14 protein-coding genes are annotated in these 18,152 nt (G+C 63.4%); 4 read left to right on the forward strand and 10 right to left on the reverse strand.

The window, feature by feature from the left end; translation table 11 throughout:
- Positions 1-154 precede the first annotated feature (154 nt).
- Entirely contained in the window at positions 155-2,734 is a 2,580-nt protein-coding gene (gene clpB, locus K426_RS10605) for an ATP-dependent chaperone ClpB (RefSeq protein WP_066556704.1), read from the reverse strand.
- Between the two features lie 554 nt (positions 2,735-3,288).
- A complete protein-coding gene (locus K426_RS10610; protein ID WP_066556706.1) occupies positions 3,289-4,575 on the reverse strand; it encodes an NAD(P)/FAD-dependent oxidoreductase in 1,287 nt (428 codons plus the stop codon).
- 225 nt (positions 4,576-4,800) lie between these two features.
- Between K426_RS10610 and K426_RS10615 the strand changes: the two genes are divergently transcribed.
- Positions 4,801-5,892 (forward strand): Gfo/Idh/MocA family protein, encoded by a 1,092-nt coding sequence (locus K426_RS10615; RefSeq protein WP_066556712.1) that lies wholly within the window; start codon positions 4,801-4,803, stop codon positions 5,890-5,892.
- Positions 5,893-6,280: 388 nt separating this feature from the next.
- On the opposite strand, the gene K426_RS10620 is transcribed toward K426_RS10615, so the two are convergent.
- Complete coding sequence (locus K426_RS10620) at positions 6,281-7,285, reverse strand: hypothetical protein (protein ID WP_066556713.1); 1,005 nt, start codon at positions 7,283-7,285, stop codon at positions 6,281-6,283.
- A 48-nt stretch (positions 7,286-7,333) separates the two neighbouring features.
- A complete protein-coding gene (locus tag K426_RS10625) occupies positions 7,334-8,521 on the reverse strand; it encodes a Fic family protein (RefSeq protein ID WP_066556714.1) in 1,188 nt (395 codons plus the stop codon).
- Positions 8,522-8,628: 107 nt separating this feature from the next.
- Between K426_RS10625 and K426_RS10630 the strand changes: the two genes are divergently transcribed.
- Positions 8,629-9,084: a hypothetical protein gene (locus tag K426_RS10630; protein WP_237229757.1), complete on the forward strand. Its 456-nt coding sequence runs from the start codon at positions 8,629-8,631 to the stop codon at positions 9,082-9,084.
- Here the strand turns inward: K426_RS10630 and K426_RS10635 are convergent.
- From K426_RS10635 to K426_RS10645, 3 genes are all read right to left on the reverse strand, one after another.
- Positions 9,081-12,833: a conjugal transfer protein TraG N-terminal domain-containing protein gene (locus K426_RS10635; protein WP_066556716.1), complete on the reverse strand. Its 3,753-nt coding sequence runs from the start codon at positions 12,831-12,833 to the stop codon at positions 9,081-9,083. The genes K426_RS10630 and K426_RS10635 overlap by 4 nt on opposite strands.
- A 17-nt stretch (positions 12,834-12,850) precedes the next feature.
- Entirely contained in the window at positions 12,851-14,263 is a 1,413-nt protein-coding gene (locus K426_RS10640; protein WP_145907501.1) for a conjugal transfer protein TraH, read from the reverse strand.
- Between the two features lie 196 nt (positions 14,264-14,459).
- Positions 14,460-15,002, reverse strand: a complete 543-nt coding sequence (locus tag K426_RS10645) for a hypothetical protein (protein WP_066561651.1) — start codon at positions 15,000-15,002, stop codon at positions 14,460-14,462.
- A gap of 103 nt (positions 15,003-15,105) precedes the next feature.
- Here K426_RS10645 and K426_RS10650 point away from each other — a divergent pair, with 103 nt between their 5' ends.
- The gene (locus K426_RS10650; RefSeq protein ID WP_066556720.1) at positions 15,106-15,357 is read left to right on the forward strand and encodes an AbrB/MazE/SpoVT family DNA-binding domain-containing protein; all 252 of its coding nucleotides are present in this window, start codon (positions 15,106-15,108) and stop codon (positions 15,355-15,357) included.
- Positions 15,354-15,752, forward strand: a complete 399-nt coding sequence (locus K426_RS10655; protein ID WP_066556724.1) for a type II toxin-antitoxin system VapC family toxin — start codon at positions 15,354-15,356, stop codon at positions 15,750-15,752. The genes K426_RS10650 and K426_RS10655 overlap by 4 nt, the downstream gene beginning before the upstream one ends.
- 47 nt (positions 15,753-15,799) lie before the next feature.
- Here K426_RS10655 and K426_RS10660 read toward each other — a convergent pair whose 3' ends face one another.
- The 3 genes from K426_RS10660 to K426_RS10670 are packed head-to-tail and all read right to left on the reverse strand — an operon-like array spanning position 15,800 to position 18,148.
- Entirely contained in the window at positions 15,800-16,675 is an 876-nt protein-coding gene (locus K426_RS10660; protein WP_082748832.1) for a conjugal transfer protein TraF, read from the reverse strand.
- A 44-nt stretch (positions 16,676-16,719) separates the two neighbouring features.
- Complete coding sequence (locus tag K426_RS10665) at positions 16,720-17,316, reverse strand: S26 family signal peptidase (protein WP_066556727.1); 597 nt, start codon at positions 17,314-17,316, stop codon at positions 16,720-16,722.
- Positions 17,288-18,148 carry a type-F conjugative transfer system pilin assembly protein TrbC gene (locus K426_RS10670; protein WP_248845108.1) on the reverse strand — a complete coding sequence of 287 codons (861 nt, stop codon included), beginning with the start codon at positions 18,146-18,148 and terminating at the stop codon, positions 17,288-17,290. The genes K426_RS10665 and K426_RS10670 overlap by 29 nt, the downstream gene beginning before the upstream one ends.
- Positions 18,149-18,152 lie beyond the last annotated feature (4 nt).

An 18,152-nucleotide genomic window follows, 5' to 3' on the forward strand; every position in this document is an offset into this window, starting at 1 on the left:
CTCCCGGCCGCGCCCGTGACGGACCTGGAAGCTTCGCCAAATTTGGTCGCCATTTTTCTGTCCGGACCGCCGGTTCTATCGGCGCAAGAAACTGTGCGGATGCCGGCGCCGATTGCAAGTCCGGCGTTACGGGTACGGCCGTCCACCGCGATATTCAACTAACCTTCAGCGCAAGTGCGCCGTCGCTCTCATCGATATGGACCGTCGCTCCATCGCGGATTTCGCCTTGAAGAATCAGGTCCGCGAGCGGATCCTGCAAGAAACGCTGGACCGCGCGCTTCAATGGCCGCGCGCCATAGACCGGATCATAGCCGACCCGACCAAGCCACGCGCGCGCCGCGTCGGTAAGATCGAGCGTAATTTTGCGGTCCTGGAGCAGCTTGCCCACCCGGGCGACCTGGATGTCGACGATGGGCGCCATATGGTCGGCCGCGAGCCGATGGAACAGGATGATCTCGTCGAGGCGGTTGAGGAATTCCGGGCGAAAATGGCCGCGGACGATTTCCATCACCTGCTCCTCGACCTTCTCGACCGGCTCATTGTCGGCGAGGGCCGCGATATACTGGCTGCCCAGGTTGCTGGTGAGCACGATAATCGTGTTGGTGAAGTCGACGGTGCGGCCCTGACCATCGGTCAGCCTCCCGTCGTCGAGCACCTGGAGAAGTATGTTGAACACGTCGCCATGCGCTTTCTCCACCTCGTCGAACAGGACGACCTGGTACGGCCGGCGGCGGACCGCCTCGGTCAGCACGCCGCCTTCTTCATAGCCGACATAGCCCGGAGGCGCGCCGATCAGGCGGGCGACCGAGTGCTTCTCCATGAACTCGCTCATGTCGATGCGGACCATCGCGTTGTCGTCGTCGAACAGGAAACCCGCGAGCGCCTTGGTAAGCTCGGTCTTGCCCACGCCGGTTGGACCCAGAAACAGGAATGAGCCCAAGGGCCGGTTAGGATCCTGCAGACCGGCGCGCGCGCGGCGCACGGCGGTCGACACGGCCCGGACCGCATCGGCCTGGCCGATGACGCGCTTGCCGATCGTCTCTTCCATGGCGAGCAGCTTCTCGCGCTCGCCGGTCATCATACGCTCGACCGGAATGCCGGTCCAGCGCGCGACGACACCGGCAATATCCTCGCTGGTCACTTCCTCGCGAAGCATTGCGCCCTCGGTCGCGCCCTCTGCATCAGCCAGCTCCTTTTCGAGGGTCGGGATAGTGCCATATTGCAGCTCGCCCGCCTTCGCGAGGTCGCCCGAGCGCTGCGCCTGCTCGAGTTCGATCCGTGCGGCGTCGAGTTTTTCCTTGATCCGGCTCTCGCCCGCGATCTTCTCCTTCTCGGCTTGCCAGCGCGACGTCAGCTCGGCCGATTGCTGTTCGAGATTGGCGAGATCCTGCTCGAGCGCCGCCAGTCGGTCCTTGGACGCCTTGTCGGTCTCCTTCTTCAGCGCCTCCCGCTCGATCTTGAGCTGGATGATGCGCCGGTCGAGATTCTCGATCTCCTCGGGCTTGGACTCGACTTCCATGCGCAATCGCGAGGCAGCCTCATCCATGAGGTCGATCGCCTTGTCCGGCAGGAAGCGGTCGCTGATATACCGGTGGGAGAGCGTCGCCGCCGAGACCAGCGCGCTGTCGGTGATGCGCACGCCATGGTGCAGCTCATATTTCTCCTTGAGCCCGCGCAGGATCGAGATCGTGTCCTCGACGGTCGGCTCGCCGACGAAGACGGGCTGGAAGCGCCGCTGCAGCGCCGGGTCCTTTTCGACATGCTTGCGATACTCGTCGAGCGTGGTCGCGCCGATGCAATGCAGCTCGCCGCGGGCGAGGGCGGGCTTGAGCAGGTTGGAGGCGTCCATAGCACCTTCCGACTTTCCCGCGCCGATCAGCGTGTGCATCTCGTCGATGAAGAGGACGATATGACCCTCCGCAGCCTTTACCTCATCGAGCACGCCCTTCAGCCGCTCCTCGAATTCGCCGCGATATTTGGCTCCCGCGATCAGGCTGCCCATGTCGAGCGCCATGAGCGCTCGGTCCTTGAGCGTGTCGGGCACGTCGCCATTGGCGATGCGCAGCGCAAGGCCTTCGGCGATCGCCGTCTTGCCGACGCCGGGCTCGCCGATAAGCACCGGATTATTCTTGGTGCGCCGCGCAAGGATCTGGATAGTGCGGCGAATCTCTTCGTCGCGGCCGATGACCGGGTCGAGCTTTCCGTCGCGCGCCGCTTCGGTGAGGTCGCGCGCGAATTTCTTCAGCGCGTCGTAGCGGTCCTCGGCCGAGGCGGTGTCGGCGGTCTTGCCCTTGCGCAGCGCGTTGATCGCTGCATTCAGAGCCTCGGGCTTCACGCCCGCCGCCGCCAGCGCCTTGCCCGCCGCCGTGCCTGAGACCAGCGCCAGTGCGAGCAACAGCCGCTCGACCGTAACATAGCTGTCGCCCCCTTTCTGCGCGATTTGCTCCGCCTGGTCGAGCATACGCACAGCGTCATTGTCGAGGCTCGGCGCGGCCTGGGCGCCGCTACCCGAAACAGACGGCACTTTTGCGAGCGCAATATCGGTCTCGCGCGTCGCGACTGCGGGGTCGCCCCCCGCCGCTTTGATCAGGCCGGACGCCATACCCTGCTCATCATCGAGCAGTGCCTTCAACAGATGTTCCGGGCTGATCCGCTGATGGCTCATCCGTATCGCGACGGTTTGCGCGCTCTGGAGAAAACCCTTGGCGCGATCGGTGAATTTTTCGAGATTCATTGGTTCCTCATATTTCCGTTTGGCAGGCGTACCGATTACCGCTCAGCGCGTTGCCTGGTCTCCGCCCGACCGAATGTTGGCAGAACACCAGCCAGCACGGCTCAAACGCGGTCGGCACAGGCGCGATTCGCTTGATCGGGAAGCCCGGAATTTCGTGGCATAGCTCGTTTCCCCCATGATCGCGGACCAGGTCCTCGGCGCTTATCCTTCGATCCCACGGATCGGAATATACGGGATTATCCGGTGCGCGCGGGAAGCGACTGCGGGCCAGCTGACGACGATATCTCCACGCCCAAGATGGGAGAATGCGATCGCAATCGGCATCGTCCTCTTTCACACCGCCGCGACGTAGGGCCCTTCCGCGATGAGCGATCGGTGGCTGGGCGATCGAGAGCAAGCGTGACGATTTCGCTATCTACCCGAGTTCGCGATGCGCCGGGAGGGCAACATGACGACCATCCGCCCGCCTCGCAAGCAACGGGGAGACAAATGGCGAAACCTATCCCTGCGACGATCACCTGCTCATGCAGCGGCTTTAGCCGCCTTGGCGGCGATCAAGACTTTAGATCCCCGTTTGGCTTGCCCTCTCGCTGCATCCTTCCGGTCAGCAGTCGCGCGCCGCGCCCGTAGGTGAACCACGCCCAGGACCAGTTCACGTAGACGAGCAAGCGGCTGCGAAAGTCGACCAGCAGCATCAGGTGCACCAGCGACCAAGCTAGCCAGGCGAGAAATCCTTTCAGCCTCAACCCACCCAGTACAGCCACTGCGCGGGAACGGCCGATCACCGCCATGGTGCCGTAATCGCGATAGCGGAACGCTTCAGGTTCGCGACGCCGCGCTATACGTGCGGCCAGCAATCGACCGACAAAAGCGCCCTGCTGCTTGGCGACGGGAGCGAGACCTGGCAACGGACGGCCGCCGCCGTGATCAAAGCTGGCAACGTCCCCAATTGCGAAGATCTCCGGGTGCCCCGGCACGGAGCAATCGGCGGCGACCTTCACCGCTCCGTTGGGAGCCGCAGCCGCAGCGAGCCATCGGGCGACGGGCCGTGCCTCTGTTCCGGCGCACCAGAGCACGGTGCCGGTGTTGATCCGTTCGTCTCCCAGCATGAGTCCCGTGGCGTCGATCGCCTGAACGGCCTTGCCGGTCCGCACCTCTACTCCGAGCGTGGCCAGGGCCTCGGCCGCATAGGCAGAAAGCGACGGGTCAAAGGCAGCCAGCAGTCGCGGGCCCGCCTCGCACAGCACCACACGGGTCTTGCGCGGGTCGATGCAAGTGAAATCGCGCGCAAGTGTGGTGCGGGCGAGCTCGGCGATCGTGCCCGCCAGCTCAACACCCGTCGGCCCGCCGCCCACTATCGCAAATGTCAGCAGACGCCGTACCTCGGCCGGATCGCCGGACTGCTCAGCCCGTTCGAACGCCGCAAGGAGTCGCGCGCGAATGGTGAGCGCATCGTCCAGCGATTTGAGAACAAGGCTATACGGGCGCCATGCCTCGTTCCCGAAGAAGCTGTAGGCGGCGCCGGTCGCGAGAACGAGATAGTCGTAGGACAAGCGCCTTTCGTCATCCAGGAGCACCTCGCGCGCGGCGACGTCGACACCCAGCACCTCCGCCATTTGCACATGGATGTTGGGATTGCCCCGCAGCAGCACGCGGTTGGCCGTCGCGATATCGGCCGGCGACAGCGCGGCCGTGGCAACCTGATAGAGTAGTGGCTGGAACAGGTGATGGTTGGTACGATCGACCAGTGTCACCTGTGCAGGGCTGCGCCGCAGCGCTTTCGCGGCCGCCATCCCGCCGAAACCGGCACCAACGATGACAATTCTGACTTTATCCGGCATTATGCCTCCAGGCTATCGTTGCCAATCATTTGACGAGTAGCGCGAGGGCCGGGATCATTGTTCCCTGCAATGCGAAGCGCCACTGGCGCACGCTCTTCGATCTGCTGCTGGACGGCGTGCTCCATTGGCCACGGCGCGCAGAACGTCGTAGGCCTGATCCCATGTCTTGCCGGGGCCGTTGAGGCGTGAGGTGCAAGGCGGGCCCGTACTGAGAGGAAGGTGCTCATGGCAGGAAAGCGTTTCGGGGTCGGCATCGTCGGACTCCAGCCGGGCCGAAGTTGGGCGGCCATCGCGCATGTTCCGGCGCTTCGCGCGTTGCCTAACGATTATGAGATCGTCGGCATCGCCAACACTAGCCGCGAAAGCGCCGAGAAAGCAGCCGCCGCGATGGAGATCGACCGCGCATTCGCGGACGTTCCCGAGCTGGTCACCGCGCCGGAGGTCGACGTCGTCACCGTTACGGTGAAGGTGCCCCATCATTTCGAGATCGTGAAGGCGGCGATCGACGCCGGCAAACATGTCTACTGCGAATGGCCGCTCGGCAATGGACTGGCCGAGGCTGAAGAACTTGCCCGGCTGGCGCGGGCGAAGGGTGTTCTCGGCGTGGTCGGAACGCAGGCGCGGGTCGCACCGGAGATCGTCCATCTGCGCCGGCTGATCGAGGAAGGTTTCGTCGGCGAGGTGCTGTCGACGACGCTGGTCGCATGGGGCGGCGGCTGGGGCGGATCGATTCCGGTCAAACAAACCGGCGCGTATCTGCTCGACCGCGCCAACGGCGCCACCCTGCTAACAATCCCGCTGGGCCATACGTTGGCAGCGCTCCGCGATGCGCTGGGTGAGATTTCGGAGCTCTCCTCCGTCCTCGCGACGCGGCGGACAACGGCGATCGCGCTCGACACCGGCGAAACGCTGCCAGTTACTGCGCCGGATCAAGTGCTTGTGAGCGGCATCCTGGAAAGCGGCGCACCTGTTTCGATTCATTATCGCGGCGGCTCTGCGCGGGATGGCCGCGGCCTGCTCTGGGAGATCAATGGCACTGAGGGCGATATCCGCGTGACGGGCTCGTCAGGCCATGCGCAGATGGTCCAGCTCTCCCTCGCGGGCGGACGTGGCGACGAAAAGGAACTGAAACCGATCGAGGTGCCGGCTGATCTGCGCACAGGTTGGCCGGACGATGTCGTGCCCGGCAATGTGGCCCGGGTTTATGCCCGTATGGCGAAGGACCTGCGCGATGGCACCCGCACCGCGCCCCCATTTGACGATGCGGTCGCCGTACATCGGATCATCGCTGCGATCGAGGACGCCGCGCAATCTTAGCGGGCACATGATGCGAGGATCGGCCAACGGCGATGCCGAAACCATCATCTGTCCACCGCGTGAGAAATCGTGAGCCGGCCAGTAATTGGAGTGCGCGAGCCTTTTCGCTTTCAACATGTCGACCGGGAACGCGTTTTCTCGATCACATGTCAGGGCGTGACGGCGTAGAGCATCGAGCCGAATGGAACGGCGGCGCGGCACTCTAAGCTGGCCGATTGGCTCTGGCGTCCCTGGTATGGCAAGCTTCGGTGGACCTCGATCGCCGTTTGGTGGATTGGAATGGCGGTAGCCACGAGGTTTGAGCCGCCGGCTGCGTTCTATGACAGCGCTTTGGCCGGATTTCTCAACGTGCGCTCTGGAACTCCGGGCGCCGCTTTACGGGCTTCAGTCAGGACGACTTGACGCGATAGCTCTTCTCGATAATCCCGGCATCCTTGTCCGCGTTCACCAGCGCCGGACGGACCCATACGAGGCGTCCCGCTGCGAGGCGACGAATATGTCCTCGGCGTAAATGGGTTCGCCTCATCGCAGACTCGTAGCCGGGCTTGTCGGATTGCTCCCTGGATGCGACATCTCCCGAGACCGTTAGAACCTTATAGTCGTATAGAGGGAGTTTGCCCGACTTGGCGCGGGCCCGGGCGAGCTTTTCAGGCACGGGGACGTCCGCCTGCTCCACGTTCCCGCAATTGAGAACCGCGCAGAGCTGAGCGAGCATGATCTGTTCGTCCGAGATATTCCCTATCATCGCCGCCTTTATCCGATCGTCATCGAAACCAGCCTGGCGCATGGAATGAAGGAGCATCGGTTGCAGCGGCGCCAGGTAGCACCTCAGAGCCATCTTGGACATTGGCCTGCCTTCTTCCTGCACTTCGGCAAGATACTTGAGCGAGGCGGGTGTGTTGGGCTCCGAAAGCCGGTTATATGCCTCCTGCTCGTAAGGGAAATAGGACCCGCATCCGCTGATCTCCCATCGCTTTGCGGCATCGACATAGTATATCGCAATGACCAGCACCCCCTCCGAATGCGGCTCCGGCCTTTCAGCGCCAGGAAACTTCTTCAGCATTTCCGCCGCTGTCATCTCGACATAGAGCCCGATCCGCCTGGACGACGTTTCCTTGCCGCTCGCCAAACGATCCTCCGGTCGCGGTGGAAACGGAGCTTCGATGACCGTGATCGGATAAGGGAGCTTGATGAGATCAGCATGCTTCTGATCGAAGCTGGTGAGGTCCAGGAGTTCGCCATGGTCGGGCAAAATGAACTTCACCGCCGTGTCGAGGATATCCAGCACCCAATAGACGTTGGGCTCGGGCGGAATACCCTTATTGGACAGCTCGCGCTGCTGCCGGCGAATATTCTCGATCGCATGGGTGGTATAGTTGAGACGGTCGATCATGCTGTCTGTCCTGATAGGGCGCGGCCGAGAGTCTGGGGTTCGGGACCGCTATACTCGGCCGGGCGGCAGTGGTTCGGTGCCTTCGCTTAGGATAGCGAGATAGCGCCGATAGCCGAACACCCGACCGCGGCGGCGGCCTGTGACCTCTTCCACGATCCCCAGGCGCTCGAGATCGGCAAGGGCAGCATTCACCGTAGGCGCCGTTAGCCCGGTGCGCCCTACAAGAAGATTTGCCGTGAGAAACGGATTCTGCTGGAAATGGTCGTGAACCCGAAGCGCGGAGCCCGCACGCTCACTCTCAGCGGCGATGCGATCGCGATCCTGCTTGAAGAGATCGACGATTCTGGCCGCGGCGTCGAAGGCCTGGTTGGCGGTTTCGGCAACGCCGTCCAGAAAAAATTCGAGCCACGCCTCCCACGCGCCCAGTTCTCTCACCTCCTGCAACAAGCGGTAATAATCCGGCCGGTGTGTCTTGAGATAGAGGCTGAGATAGAGAAGCGGCGAATGCAGAACGCCGTTGACACAAAGAAATAGCGTCACAAGCAGGCGACCAACCCGGCCATTGCCATCCAGAAACGGATGAATGGTTTCGAATTGCACATGCAGGAGGCCGGCTTTGATCAGTGCCGGCAACCGGGATCGGTCCTCGTGCAGAAAGGCCTCGAAAGAACCAAGGCATGCCTCCAACTCAGGCACAGGTGGTGGAACAAACTGGGCGTTGCCCGGCCGCGTTCCTCCGATCCAATTCTGTGAACGGCGAAATTCACCGGGGTCCTTCGTGCCGCCTCGACCACTGTCGAGCAATCGGGCGTGCATTTCCCGGATAAGTCGCAGCGACAGGGGGAACGTCTGCACGCGGTCCAGCCCGTACATAAGCGCATCGACATAGTTGGAGACCTCGCGGACGTCATCGATGGGCTGGCCAGCTTGCGCTTCTGCTTCAAAACGAAGTAGGTCTGTTAGCGTCGATTGCGTACCCTCGATCTGGGACGAGAGCACTGCTTCCTTTCGTACGTACATGTACAGGAAGAGCTCCTGCTTCGGCAGCAGCATCGTGATTCCATCTAGGCGACCAAGGGCTCGTTCTGCGAAACTCAAACGATCGAGCAACGCGAGTATGTCGATCGGTGGCTCGGGAGGCAGCGGCGGCGGAACGAACGCCCGCACGGTTTCGCCTCCGGCAATTGTCTCGACGAAGCGACCAAGGCGCTTGCTCAGATGGTCGGAGGAGGGCATCTAAACGTCATGCACGATCGGCTTTATTTAAGCAATGTGGCATTGACTTAATTAGCGCGTTAGCTTATGTAAGGGGTCTTAAACAAGGAAGTCCGGAGGACCCGGTCATGTCGCCATCGACACCCGATGATGAGGCTGTGCATCACGCCGCCCCGGTTCGACCGGGCGTTCGCGATTGGCTATGGCGTCCTTGGTACGCGAAGCTCTGGTGGGCGGCGATCTCCGTCTGGTGGACGGGTATGGCCGCATCGATCAAAGTCGCGCTGCTTACCACGTTCTATGCCAGCGCACTTGCGGGCTACCTCAATCTCCTGTTCTTCCCAATGACGGCGTTCATTGTGCTCGGCTTCGGCTACGCCCGAGCGTGGTTGGCCGCCTTCGCTGAGCAGGGGAGCGACGCAAATAGGGCGCCGTTCTATTCGATCGTCCCCGACCCATTTGGCGATGAGTTTACCCGTCGGCGGTATGGGCAGCCGCACCCATCGGTCGATATCTATGATCCACGATCCGGCGGTCTCTACATTGGCAATCCGTTTAGTCCTCAGCACCCTGGTCATCACTAGCGCTTCTTGAACGTGCTATCACCGTCACCTTTGCTTCCATCTATGTCGGTCGAAAACGACCCGCTGTCCAACACTGATCTCTGCTCAATCGATGTGAGCGGTCCAGTGATATCGAACGTCGCACGATCTGAATCAGCCTGACCAAGGTAGCGATTGCGCAGCCCTTCGCTGCCGAGGATTCTTTCTGATAGCTCGCGGGAGAAGGTTGCTTCCGGTGTCGTTGACCGCGCGGATGCGCGCTCTGCGGCAGCTATCGCCTCGCGGACGTCGTAGTTGACGATGTCGAGATTTGATTGGGCACTTTCGGTAGTGACGCCAACATCTGAACTCGTGAAACCCACGCGGCCACCCAGCTGACCAGAGGTCGATCCGGCTTTTTGGGGACGCGAGCGCTCGTGCGCTGCCTCGCCGGAAGTACGACCGAAGTGCGTTTCCGAAGCGCTCACAGCCCCACCGATTTCTGCTCCGACATTGGTTCCCATCGTGGTCTGATCTTGAGCTAGGCGATTGATGGACCGCTGCCATCCGGTCTGCGCGATTAGCGCCTGCACATCCCTTGTCAGCGTGTCGGCGACCTGAGGTTTCAAGCGCCAATTGCCGTGGCGATCCATTTCAAAGCCACCTCGCAGCCAATTCCGCATCATGGCCTGACCTTGCTCGCCGCCACCCAGGAAATGTTCGATTGTATCCGGCCCCGCCTGCTTTCCCGCCTCGAATCGCGTGCTGGTATCGCTGCGCGCCGACTGCTGGAATCCGACGGAGCTCGAAACCAGCACGTCATTATGAGCGAAGCTGAATCGGGCTCGTCCGCCTCCTGCCACCGCGCCGAGCTGGCTGTCGTTGATGAGACCGCCCCGCCACATTTGGGTCGCAGCCTCGGGTGTGAGATTGAGGCTCATATCGCCGTTCTGGTCCATCGCGATCTGACGCTTGGAGAGGCGAACGCCATGTTCCCTCAACAGGCCCTGCATGCGCGTAAGCCGCTCGTTTTCGACGATACGGCCGAGACGTTCGTTCCGGGCGCGATCGGCGATGCGCGCGGCGCCGCCCTCGGCCATGTCGAGCTGATTGCCGGCGCCCTGGGAGAGAGTTCGGATAAAGCTGTCCAGCCTCGCCGCCTCGCGGACCGACATGCCGGCGGCCTCGGCCCCTTCCGCAAAGCCCGCATTGTCAGCCTGGCGCCGCTGTTCGCCGATCCGGGCTGCTGAGCGGGTGCCGTCTTGTCCGACCTCGCGCTGTGCGTCGAGCTTGCCCGAGCGTTCCGCAAAGTCGTAGCCACCTGCCTCGCGCGTGCGGCCGTAGACGCTGGTGCCTTCGCGCGCGGCTTCGGCGCTAGCTCCATCGGCCGTGCCCACCTGCGTGGCGGCATTGTAGGTTTCGAGCGCATGGAGGACCTGAGCCTCGTTGCGGCCGGTGGCGCGCGAAAGCTGGGTGATCGCGCTTGATCTCGCTTCGCCGGACAGCGCATTGATGAAGCCAATACGGCGGCTCGTCTCCTGGACGGAGAGCCCGAGCATCGAAGCGGCGTTGCGCTGACCTTCGTTGCCACCGGTCCGATGGGCCTGTTCGGTCGCAACATTGCGCCGCTCGATCGACGCGACGTTGTCGCCCGCGAAGTCGCGGCGTCCCTCCATCGCTCCGACCTGCACCTGCGCGCCGGTCAGATCGTTACGCAGCATCTGCTCCTGCTCGAAGGCATTCGCGATGAGCTTTGCAAAGGTCGGATCCGCCGAAGCCTGGCCGATCACGGTCGAGGCCTTCAGTGCTGCATCCTTTTCATCGTAGCCGCCCCGCTCGAAATGCCGCTGGGCGCCCTGGCGCATCATGTCATAGGCGCGCTGGTCGCCGAAGGCGCGCCACTGCACCATATTCTGTGCGAACGAGGCGAATGCCCGTTCCCCCGCCTGACCCTGTCCGAAATAGGTCGTGCCAATCGAACGCAAGGCGTCCTTTTCGGCAAAGTCGCGGATCGCGGAGGTGGTGGCATTGGCGCGGACGGCGCGCGCGGTGGCGGGATCGCCAAGATTGCGTCCGGCGAGAGCAGGGGAGAGCCCCCCGAGCTCGCGCGACGCGTCGATGCCCCCGAGCGCGAACGCCGCATTGCCCAGTGGGCCTCCGCCATGTTCGCCCAACACGCTTCCGGCGGCGCCAAAGGCGCGATTGGTACCGAAGGATGACCTCTCCCCGTAGTCGCCGAAGCTCGAAGCCGCGCTTCTGCGCGCCATTGTTCCGGCAGCCGATGCCTGGGCCTCCAGCGCGGACGCATATCCTTCGCGCGTCGAGAGCGGCGCGGCGGCAGCCGAGCCTTGGCCCTGCGTCTGCAGCGCGCCGCTGGTAAAGGCCGTGAAGACATTGCCAGAGAAGCGGAACACCGTGAACACGAACGCGCCGGCAAGCCCCGCAGCGGCAGTGCGGAAGCTCCCGAATATCGCCAGTGCTTTCATCGCGGCCGAAGGTGCGAGCATCCACGCATTGGCGGCAACATGGTTGGAACGCATCTCGGCAAGGACATCCATCGCCCGTCCAAAAGTGAGCTGGTAGATGCCGGCATCGATCACCCCCCAGAGCGCGACAAACACGAACAGCCCCAACGCGAAGCTGGCTACCCTCAAGTTGATCGGCGTCAGGATGAACAGCAAGGCGATCGGCATCATCATCAGCATGATCCCGAACACCGTGGCGCGGATGGTGGGCATCCATTCGTTGGCGACCGACATGGTGGAAAGACCGCTGGAAATGACCGCGCGGTTAGCCATCACCCGTGCCGCGGTCGCCGGACTGTCCTCGAACAGCACATCTCCGACCGTGCTTCCCAGCAGGACGTCCGTCATAAATGCCTGGAGCGAAAGGGGCGTGCCCATCATCATGTCGCCCATCTCGTCCAACCGCGAACGGCAGCGCGAAAGCTGAGCGGAATCGTCGACATTATAACCGGTGCGCTGGCAGACCTGCTTGGCGTAATCGTCGAAAAGGGTCGGATCGCTCAGACGGGACTGGATATGATCCCAGGACTCGGTGCAGCTTACCGTTGTCCCGCCCTTGTCGGAGGCAGTGTACACCGTGCTGAAGGTTGCTGGGCCCGCCATGGCGGCGAACGACGCGGGCAGATCGGTCGACGTGCGGAACAGCTGGTCATCGTCGACCCCGTAGGCCGAGGACACGCGCGCCACCGGATAGCATTGCCGCACATAATCCTTGATGGTCGCATCGAGGAAGGTGTCCGTCATCGGGCCTCGCGGGCTGACCGCATTCAGGAAGAGGTCGAACGAATGTCCACCCGCGCCGAATTCGAGCTTGGCATTGGGGTCGGTCGTGTTGTCGTCGATCGTCTCGGCAAGCGCGCGCTCCATGAGGTTTGTGACCCCGGCCACAACGACGATGAGGTTCGGGACATCGCCCACCGGCTGATAGGCGTTGCGCACCCGATCATAGACATGGACGGTCCCGGTCGTGGAGACCAGACCCACGAACAGGCCGACGCCGACGAGCGTCTGGAAGCCGAAGGTGACCAGCCCCATTCCCTGGCCCCGGACGCTGGCGAGCAGCGCTCCCAACGCGATCCCGACCACCCCGCAGATCAGCACCAGCGTCTCGTAGCGCGCGTCGCCGAAGATCATCGAGACGAGACGGAACGCATCGACCGTCTCGGCAAAGCCATCATAGGTGTGAAAGCTTGTGTCGATCGCCAAGGCGGGTGTGGCAGTGAGCGCAAAGGGTAGCGCGAGCAGGGAGCGGAGCGACGGGCGCATGGAAGTGCCTTTCCGGATCAGCGGTTGGGATTGGCGGCGGTGCCGGCGGCGTCGCGCGCGTCGCGGTCGCGGGTGTGAAGCAGGCCGGCATAGCTTGCCGAGAGGTTTGCCTGGGACAGTGCCGCCATATAGCTCTGGCGCATCTGCGCCCGCTGCCGCAGAACCTCCTCGCGAAGGTCGCGCAACTGCTCGATCCCCTTGCTCAGAATGCGCGTCTGACAGATATTGGCCTGACCGGCGTCGGCGGCGCCGGCGACTGTTGTGCCGCGTTCGGCATTGCCGATCGCGAAGTCGATCGAGCGGGTGAGGTCGTTGAGCATCTGATAGGCGAGGGTCAGCGCGACAAGCTCGTCGGTATCGGCCACGACCGAATCCGGAACGCCCTGGCGGACGCCCCATTCGAGCAGCCGATAGACCGGCAGCGTCCGCACGTTCGCGACGAACTGGCGCTCGTCCGTCGTCAACGCTGCTCGTGTCCGGATCTTCGTCGCGATCGACTGCATACGCTCGCGTGCCAGCTCGAGTGCGCCCTTGCCGGTGTCGGTCGAGCAGTCTGCGGCGCTTGGCGGGATATTCAGGGCCCGTCGCTGGACCTTGCCTGACAGAAAATCGTCGGGAGACTCGGTATCCTGATGCGGACATGCGGGAATGGCGGAGAAGATCGGCACCTTGTCGGTCGCGTCCCAGCGCATGTAGACGTCCCCGACGCGCGCCCGCATGACGTTTGTCCAGTCGCCTGCTCCCACACGGGTGGCGGCGTGCGCGAGCAGCGATCCCGTCTTGAAGATGTCGGTAACCTCGGCTGGACAGTTGGCCAGCGCATCCTTCAGGTCCTCGGTCGGATTGTTCTGGTTCGCCTGAATCTTCTCGCGCGAGTTCTGATAGCTTTTTGCGAAACCCTCTTTGACAGACTTGTAGCCAGTCATTTCCTCGATGATCCCCGACATATTGTCGTCGCCCTTGGCGATCTGGACCATACGGTTGGCGAGACGGCAGTCGTTGACCTGGATAGAATTCAGGAAGTTGGTCGCCGCCTCCATCTTGGAGATGATGTTCCCCATTTTTTCATCGAGCGTCTCGAGCAGATACTGGAACGCAACCGCAGGCGCGGCCTGAAGAATGCTCTCGAGTTTTTGCACCAGGTAGTCGGGATCGAGGAACGACATGCCGCCCAGGAACATGTCGATGCCGCCACAACCCGCTTTCACCTTGGGAAGGGTGAGGCTCATCAGATAATCGTCGTGCACATCGACCCGGCCGGACATGCCTCCAGCAGTCAGATAGCCGCGGGTCTGATCCTCGAAGGATCCTGGGCTCGTGTAGGTGACGTTATCGAACCAGCTCTCAGCCCAACTCTGGGCGTAGGCAGGCGCCGAGATTCCGCAGGCTGCAAGGGCGGCAAGGAGGGGCAGGCTCAGGCAGTGGCGCATCTTGGGCATGGCGGGCTTCCTCGGACATGAGCTGGACGAAGGCGCCGGCCCGCCATGCGCGGCGCCTTCGGAAGGATGAGTGGGACGGCCTTTTGAATCCGGCTTCGAGTTCCGGTCCTGCAGGACAAAGGACGCTTCGGCCCTCTGTAGGGTTGAGACGCAGCCGATGGCGCGCCCATCCGCTTTTCGGGGCCGGTCATCGCGCTCTCCCTTGAGTGGAAACGACGCCGACGATGCCGGTATATTTCGACATGGCGCGCAGACCGACGTCCGCTCGGACGCCGGTCAGCATCTTGGCCGCGAGATAGGCGTTGCGGGCGATATTGATCTCGTGATCCGTACCAATGGCGATCGGAATCGTCCGGTCCGGATCGGCCACTGGGCGCACCCATGCGACAGGATGTCCGACCCAGGGCAGGCCGAGCCTGCCTGATCTCAGCAGGGCCTCCTGGCCGCTGATCGTTCGCACCTGCCACCCATAGGCGCGATGAAAGACCCCGAGCGCGGCCCAGAGATCGGCGCACGGTACGCAGCCGGGGGCGGTCGTCATCTCGATCAGATAGAGCGAGCCCTGCCCTCGCAGCGTTGCGGTAAAATCCGGGGGGAAGGCACGCGTTTTCGGCACGCGCCGAAGCCAGTCGCGCAGCGCGGCTTCGTTTGCGACCGGATGGATCGCCGCGCGCGCGGCCTGCTCGCGCGTGATCGTTTGCGCGGCGACCGGCGAGCCGGCGGTGGCCATAATTCCGGGAATGCCAAGCAGAATGGCGAGCGTTCGGATCACGAAACGCTTGTTGATTGTAATGAGTTTTTTTCTTACATTCGGGGCAGGAAGGACTCGTCCGATGAATGCCGTCACCGTCACTGCCAAAGGGCAGATCACATTGCGGAAGGAATTGCTGCAGCATCTCGGCATCCATCCCGGCGACAAGATAAGCTTCGACAAGCTGCCCGGCGGAGAAATCAGGATTCGGGCCGTGAAGCCGTCTGGACGGATCGAGGATTTCTTCGGCTCGCTCAAGCGGGAAGGCCAAAGACCGGTCTCGATCGAGGAGATGAACGAGGTCATCGAGAAGGGGTGGGGCGGCCAGCTGTGAAGGTCACCGCCGACACCAACATCCTCGTCAGGGCAGCCACCCTGGACGACCCGGTTCAAGGCCCGCTCGCCCAGAAGATCATGAAGGATGCCGAGCTTGTGGCTGTAGCGGTCGCAGCATTGTGCGAGTTCTGCTGGGTGCTCAAACGAGCCTATAATTTCGAGCCTGCGAGGATCGGCGCCTCCATTCGTCTGCTTCTCGAAGCCGCAAATATCCGGGTCGATCGACAGGCCGCTGAGGCTGGGCTGGTGCTGCTCGACCAGGGGGGAGATTTCGCCGACGGCGTCATCGCCTACGATGGGCAATGGCTGGGAGGTGAGACGTTCGTGAGCTTCGACAAGAAGGCCGTTGGTCTGCTGCAGAAGCGGGGAGGCGCCGCGCGCGTTCCCGCCTGATCGAGCGTCCTCCGCGAACGGCTGGCGCGAAAGCGCGATAATCCCCCTCATCGCTTCGGCTCCAGGCTTGTGTCGACGAGATCGCCGCCGAGCGCGCGCGGATCGGTGGCCGAGACCGGTCCATTGGCGAGCGCGTCGAAGAACCCGTCTTCCTCGCCTGCACCCGTCAGGAATTGCTCGGGGCGGATGTCGCCCGAAAGCAGCCGCACGGCCTGATAGGCGGTCTGCATCAAATTCGGATACGCCTCGACGCCCGTGGCGATGACCATGCGCTGCTGGCTGTTGCGGCGGATGACCATGGTCGTCGGCGTGACCTCGACGCCGAAGCGCTCGCCAATGCCGGGACGCCTGTCGATGTCCATCAGGGTGACCTGCCAGCCGATCTCGTCCTGGAAGCGTTGGACGATTGGCCACTGGACCCGGCAATATCCGCAGGTCGAGCGCGAGAACATGACGAGCGCGAATTCATTGGCGTGCGCGCGCAGATAGCTGCGGCGCGTCTCTTCCTTCGACGCCAGCAAGCGATCGCGGGCGTCGCCGACCATGGGATTTGCCGATTTCGAATTGAGCTCGGGATGCTGGAGCATCGCGATCTGGGTCACGCCGGCGAACGCGCGCGCCTTGCGCCGGGCAAAATCCTCAAGCCGCCAGAAATCGGCAACGGCATCGACGGTCAGGACGGTCGCGGCATAATCGCGCTGCTGCTCGATAAGCTTGCGGATCCTGGGCGGCGTCCAGGTCGCGAGCTCCGCCATGGGCGGAATCTCGGGCTTCACCACCGCATCCGATTCGGCTTTCTCCTCGGTCGGCTTCGGCGGGGGCGCCTGATACCACCAATAGCCTTGTTTGGGCGTTCCGCGGTGAGTGCTCGAGCCAATCGCAGGCCCCTCCTGCGCCCTGACATTGGTCGTGAACGTGAGCATGAAGGCGAGCGCGATGGCGGCGCAGCGGGCGGGCGAGCGGCGGGTCACAGCACGCGCTCCATGCGCTGGAGACGCGAAATCGCGATCGGCCCATAATAGCGGCTGTCGAACCCGCTCGGATGGGAAGAGCCGACATAAATCATGCCTGACGGGATCTGCGCCGCGGCAGGATTCCAATGGTCCAGCTTCTGGCCATTCCGACCGATCGCCTTGCTCACGCCCAGCAAGCGCCCGTTGCAATAATACCATCCATCCCAGGCCCGAGGGGTCATCGACGGCTTCTCGATCATGTCGATCCGGTCGCCCGGCATGCAAAGCGCATATTTGGTAACGCCGACAGGCTTTGGCCCGGCGAGCGGGTGCGACAGCTCGAACGACACGAGATCGCCGCGATGGATCGGCCCCGGAGCGGCTCGGACGGCCCAGGCCTTGATCGAAGGGCTCATCACCCATGTGACCTGCGGGATCGCCCACCAGGTGAGCACGCCGATCGGGAGCACGATACCGTAAGCCTTCCACAATTGCTGCGGGCGGGGCGGCTGCCCGAGGCCGGCGCTGCCGAGCGCCACCGCCGCGCGAAGCGGCAGCAGTCTGATCTCGGGCCAGAGCGCTTTACCGGCCTTCCAGGCGAGCCTGAGCATCGCGCACCTCCTCTTTGCTCCCGAGCCGGGCATATTCGTCGAGGAGCCCGGACAGCGCGGCGTCGCCGTAAACGAGTTGGGACGCGCGCGGGCTGTCATCCTCTCGTTCACAATAGGGTTGCGTCGGATCGCCCGGGACCATCGCCAGCGCCGGCACGCGCATGACGCCGTGCTGGCGGAAGACCAGGGGATCGACGATCAGCTGCACGTTGCGCATCGCACAGGCCGGACCCTCGCATCCGGGGTCGATCCGCAGGATTTCCGCCGAAAGCTTTGCCATCGGGGCGACCCTGCTCAACCCTCCCGGCATCCCGCGAAAGGCGAACACGCCTCCCGCGCGCTCAAGCTGGGCCGCATAGGTGCGCAGGATCGGCGCGGGGATCGAGGAAGAGACAAAGAGAACCGGAACCCATGCCTTGCCGGCGGGCGCGACGGTGCCGGCAATCGCCTTGAGGTCGGGAGGTGCGAGGCCGAGCGCCTGGGCGAGCTTCTCCGCGGCTGCTTCACGCTGCGCGGCAAGCGCGGCCTTGCCCTTCTCGAGCGTCGCGCGCGCACGCGTGTCGATCGCCGGCGATGTCACGCGCTCGGCGATCGCCTCGCGCAACCGCCGATGGTCTGCTTCCGAAGGCGCCGGGACCCTCACGCTCGGTTGTCGAACGCTATCCTGCTTGCGACCCGCGACCGCCGCCCGGAGCCGTTCCATCGCGTTGTCACCGGCCTTCTGCGCCTCGCTTTGCCCGAGCGGGGCAGGTCTATTCGCCTCGGTCTGTCCCGGCGCTGCGCCCGGCAATTCGAGCGCGCAGAGGAAGGCGGTTGCCACCACCAAGCCCATCCGC

Source organism: Sphingobium sp. TKS (assembly GCF_001563265.1).
Taxonomy (GTDB): Bacteria; Pseudomonadota; Alphaproteobacteria; order Sphingomonadales; family Sphingomonadaceae; genus Sphingobium.

Bases quoted from the DNA above. Each gene is read 5' to 3' on its own strand.
- K426_RS10645 (WP_066561651.1), bottom strand. From the start codon at position 15,002: ATGGCCACCGCCGGCTCGCCGGTCGCCGCGCAAACGATCACGCGCGAG.
- K426_RS10660 (WP_082748832.1), bottom strand. From the start codon at position 16,675: ATGCTCACGTTCACGACCAATGTCAGGGCGCAGGAGGGGCCTGCGATT.
- K426_RS10620 (WP_066556713.1), bottom strand. From the start codon at position 7,285: ATGATCGACCGTCTCAACTATACCACCCATGCGATCGAGAATATTCGC.
- K426_RS10640 (WP_145907501.1), bottom strand. From the start codon at position 14,263: ATGCGCCACTGCCTGAGCCTGCCCCTCCTTGCCGCCCTTGCAGCCTGC.
- K426_RS10625 (WP_066556714.1), bottom strand. From the start codon at position 8,521: ATGCCCTCCTCCGACCATCTGAGCAAGCGCCTTGGTCGCTTCGTCGAG.
- K426_RS10615 (WP_066556712.1), top strand. From the start codon at position 4,801: ATGGCAGGAAAGCGTTTCGGGGTCGGCATCGTCGGACTCCAGCCGGGC.
- K426_RS10635 (WP_066556716.1), bottom strand. From the start codon at position 12,833: ATGCGCCCGTCGCTCCGCTCCCTGCTCGCGCTACCCTTTGCGCTCACT.
- K426_RS10665 (WP_066556727.1), bottom strand. From the start codon at position 17,316: ATGCTCAGGCTCGCCTGGAAGGCCGGTAAAGCGCTCTGGCCCGAGATC.
- K426_RS10650 (WP_066556720.1), top strand. From the start codon at position 15,106: ATGAATGCCGTCACCGTCACTGCCAAAGGGCAGATCACATTGCGGAAG.
- K426_RS10610 (WP_066556706.1), bottom strand. From the start codon at position 4,575: ATGCCGGATAAAGTCAGAATTGTCATCGTTGGTGCCGGTTTCGGCGGG.
- K426_RS10670 (WP_248845108.1), bottom strand. From the start codon at position 18,148: ATGGGCTTGGTGGTGGCAACCGCCTTCCTCTGCGCGCTCGAATTGCCG.
- clpB (WP_066556704.1), bottom strand. From the start codon at position 2,734: ATGAATCTCGAAAAATTCACCGATCGCGCCAAGGGTTTTCTCCAGAGC.
- K426_RS10630 (WP_237229757.1), top strand. From the start codon at position 8,629: ATGTCGCCATCGACACCCGATGATGAGGCTGTGCATCACGCCGCCCCG.